The organism is Streptomyces sp. NPDC054932, from assembly GCF_053610205.1.
On sequence record NZ_JBSGXU010000346.1, the window covers coordinates 1 to 3735 of the forward strand.

Genomic DNA, 3735 nt, shown 5'->3' on the forward strand with positions numbered 1-3735 from the left:
CCGCAGGGTGATCCTGCGGCCGGTGGCCCCCCTCGCCCTCCGGCCGGCTACGCGGTGCCCGTCATACTGGCGAACACGACCACGTTGCTGTCGTAGTAGTGCTTCTTCGGGTCGAAGTCCCCGCCGCACGTGACCAGGCGCAGGCCCGCGTGGTCGAGGTTCTTGTACACCTCGACCGTGGGGAACTCGGCCTTCGGGTACTCGGCGACCCGGTCGACCTTGAAGGTGACCGTCTTGTTGTCCTGCCGGGTCACCTTGATGGTGTCACCGGCCTTCATCGTCTTCAGCTTCTCGAACACGGCCGCGGCGCCGTTCCACGTGACATGGCCTGCGATCACGGCCGGTCCCTGGGAGCCGGGGGTCGGCCCCGGCTCGTACCAGCCCGCGAGCGCGGGGTCCTTCGGAGTCTGCATGGTGCCGTCGGGGTTCTGCTGCAGCGTCTCCAGCTTGCTGGTGACACCGAGGGACGGGATCGCGATCTTCTGGGGCGCCGACCGGGCGAGGGCGGGCTCGGCCTTGCCGCCGCCACCGGTGGCCGCGCTGCCGGCGGGTGCCTCGCCGGCAGGAGCGCTCCCGGCGTCACCGGCAGGCGCCCCGCCCTTCGGGGCCTGCACCCCCGCGGCCGGGGGCGCCCCCACGTCCTGGCCGGCGCACCCCGCGAGGAGCAACGCGGCCATGGCGGCGGCGGCAAGGGGACCCGCGGTCCGTCGGCGGCGGGGCCGCTCGGCGGACACCTCGGGTGCGGAGAGGCGGGTGTGCTTCACGCGGCGCCCCCCGGGGTCTCCCTACGGCCGGTGACCACGACGGCCCGCCGGCGCGCGAGGGCGATCGCTCCGGCCGTCGCCGCGTACACGAGGACCGTTGCCCCGGCCGCCGTCGCGATCGACAGCGACTGGTTCTGCTCCGAACCGCCGCCGGTCTCGATGCCGCCGACCGGAATGGACCCGACGGCTGCGCCCTTGACCTCTCCGCAGTTGGTCGGCGCCGTGGCCTCCTGGGGCAGCTTCGGGTCGAGCTCGCTCTTGCCGGCGCCGTCGAAGTCGTACTTCTTGTTCTTGTTGCGGTCGATGCCGTGCTGCACGACGTGCAGGTCCTTGATGTGATCGACCACCGCCTGGCTGACGGTGATCGTCCGCTTGTAGGAGACCTTGCCCGCCTTGTCGGCGACGGGCATGCGGTCCACCGCGAGGCCGCTGGCCGGCGTGGTGTCCCCGGTCGTGGTGAGCGAGATGTTGATGTCGCCGTAGTCGTGCGTGGCCTCGGTGTTGCTGAGGACCCCGTCGCCGTCGGTGTCGTCACTGGCGTCCGGGCAGTGGAAGTCGTGCCCCTTCGTCGAGCCGTGCAGGTGCTGGGCCGACGGCTGACCGGGCACCATGCCCTCGGACTCGATCTGTACGGTCAGCTGGTTGCCCTTGAGGCCGAGCATGACCGTGCCTCGGGCACCCGACTTGTTCAGCTGCGCCAGGTCGATCTGGTACGCCTTCCCGCCGTCGGCGAGAGCCGACCCCGGAAGGCCCAGCGTCAGGAACACGGCGGCGGGCACGGTGGCTAGTACCACGAGACGGTGACCAGCGCGCTTGACTATCACATTCACTCCTGTTCCATGGATTCCCGGGGCGGGAATCGCAGATCGTACGGGGGCGGAATGATCTCCGGGAGAGGATCTCGTCGACTATTCGAGGCACCAACACCACCGGATTGGTGCTTGGTTGAAGAATTTTTCCGACGGCCGGCACTCTGCATCCTGAGCTGTGGAAACGCTTCGGAATTGAGCGCCGGGCGCGTCATGGAGACCCCGGTCTGCCGGTCGCCGCCACCCGCTACGAGAATTTGATCGCCTGTTGGCTACGCGGCTGCCCAGGTCGCGGTCGACAGCGGCCCGCCGGTCATCCAGATGCGTGACACGTCGTCCGCCAGCAGGGGGGAACGGGCAGCTGCGCAGAGCATTTCGGAAAGCACGAGCATCCCGCGTGCGGTGCACCTCGAATCGCTGTTCCGGTGCAGCCAGATGACCGCGTTGATCAGGGGGAGGCGCCCCAGGGGGAGGACCGTCCGCAGGGCCCCGGCCGCCGACTCGAGGGCGGCGCACCCGCCGCCGAACGGCAGGGCTGCCGCCCGGGTGATGCCCGGTGGCGTGACCGAGTCCCACACGTGACGGAAGTACGCTTCCGGGGGGATCTGCCCGTCTTCGAAGGTGTTGCGGAACCCGACGATGCGAATGTCCGAGTCGTGCGCAAGGAATGCGAGATAGACCTCGAGGGACAGGCCTCTCAGCTGAATGTTCACGGGGAGGTATCGCACCGTTCTCTCCCCGCCGGCCATCTTCCCGGGAAAGCGCGGCGTGTCCGCTGCTCTGGACCGGATGGCAGAGACGATGAAGCGGTACTCCTCCACCGAGGCGTCCTCGACGGAAAACGACAAGGGCTCCAGTACGACGCTATCCGTCAGGTGGAGGAGCTCGGAACCCGGGCTCCCCGGAGGGTTTTCCACCGCAGCCTGTTCGACCCTTCTGGACTGGCGCACGACAAATCCACCGCCTTCCACATAACCCCGATCGACGACGGCTCGCATCATCCGTGTCGCCGGGCCTGGTTCGGTCCGGTTCTTTGTAGCCCTTCGTGCGGCGGGGGGACGAATACTTGACCTCTGTTGCTAAGAACTCATCGCGTGATTGCGTGGACCGGCCATCCTCCGCCACCGGGCGCCGCGCGGCCCGCCGCCGTCGCGCCGAAGTCGCCCTCCGCGGCCTGCCCGGTCCTGTTGGGTGATACGAGGGTCACGGGCCCAACTTCTTTGTGTCATCTGCCAGTACGGCGTCCGGACCAGGGCGGAGCAGACTCTCTGCCACGGCCGCGGCGCCCGGCGGGCCACTGCATCCGGAGCGCCGACGCGGCCACGCAACGGGACGAAACGTAGGAGGGGGACACGCGTGAGCGTGCAGCAGTATGACGAGATCGGTGAGGCGTTCGAGGGTTTCAAGTCCCTGCCGTTGATGCGCTACGGGGAGGCGCCGAGCTTCCTGGGTCTGGTCGGGGACGTGAGCGGCAAGTCGGTTCTCGACCTGGCGTGCGGTACCGGTTTCTACAGCCGGGAGTTCAGGCGGCGCGGTGCCGCGGACGTCTTCGGTGTCGACATCTCCGTCGAGATGATCGCCGCCGCGCGGGAGATCGAGCAGCGGGACCCGCTGGGGGTGGACTACGAGGTCGGTGATGTGGGCGGACTGCGCCCCCTCGGACGCCGCTTCGACATCGCGGTGGGCGTGCAGTGCCTCAACTACGCGGCGGACATCGCGGAGATGGAGCGGATGTGCCGCAACATCCACCGGAGCCTGGTCCCGGGCGGCGAGTTCTTCGTGCTCGCCCAGAAGCCCGACTACCGGTTCGACTGCCGGTCCCTGGACAAGTACGGGTTCCTCTGTGAGCCGACCGGCGAGGAGATCGAGACCGGTCCGCGGGTACGGGTCACGGCGCTCCTCGACCCGCAGCCGATCAGCATCGACGTCGCGGCCCCCCGCCGTGAGGTCTACGAGGAGAGCCTGCGGGCGGCCGGCTTCAGTGCCGTGGAGTGGGTCCCGCTGCAGGTGTCCGAAGCCGGCATCCAGGAGTTCGGCAAGGAGTTCTGGGCGGACCTCCTCGAGAAGCCGCCGCTGGAGATGCTGCGCTGCCGTGCCTGACCGGCTGACGACCGGCCGGCCCGCTGTCTGACCGCACTGCTCCGGGCCGACGACCCGCCGCC

Annotated in this window: 4 protein-coding genes; 1 reads left to right on the forward strand and 3 read right to left on the reverse strand. The window is 69.2% G+C overall.

The features are described from left to right. Positions 1 to 47 precede the first annotated feature (47 nt). The 3 genes from ACWGE1_RS40450 to ACWGE1_RS40460 form a co-directional block, all read right to left on the reverse strand. Complete coding sequence (locus tag ACWGE1_RS40450) at positions 48 to 764, reverse strand: class F sortase (protein ID WP_453425465.1); 717 nt, start codon at positions 762 to 764, stop codon at positions 48 to 50. After that, positions 761 to 1585, reverse strand: a complete 825-nt coding sequence (locus ACWGE1_RS40455) for a hypothetical protein (protein ID WP_453425468.1) — start codon at positions 1583 to 1585, stop codon at positions 761 to 763. Before ACWGE1_RS40455 ends, ACWGE1_RS40450 begins: the two co-directional genes overlap by 4 nt. Before the next feature lie 260 nt (positions 1586 to 1845). Continuing rightward, a complete protein-coding gene (locus ACWGE1_RS40460; RefSeq protein ID WP_453425466.1) occupies positions 1846 to 2523 on the reverse strand; it encodes a ribosome-inactivating family protein in 678 nt (225 codons plus the stop codon). A 406-nt stretch (positions 2524 to 2929) separates the two neighbouring features. Between ACWGE1_RS40460 and ACWGE1_RS40465 the strand changes: the two genes are divergently transcribed. Then, positions 2930 to 3673 carry a class I SAM-dependent methyltransferase gene (locus ACWGE1_RS40465; RefSeq protein ID WP_453425467.1) on the forward strand — a complete coding sequence of 248 codons (744 nt, stop codon included), beginning with the start codon at positions 2930 to 2932 and terminating at the stop codon, positions 3671 to 3673. Positions 3674 to 3735 lie beyond the last annotated feature (62 nt).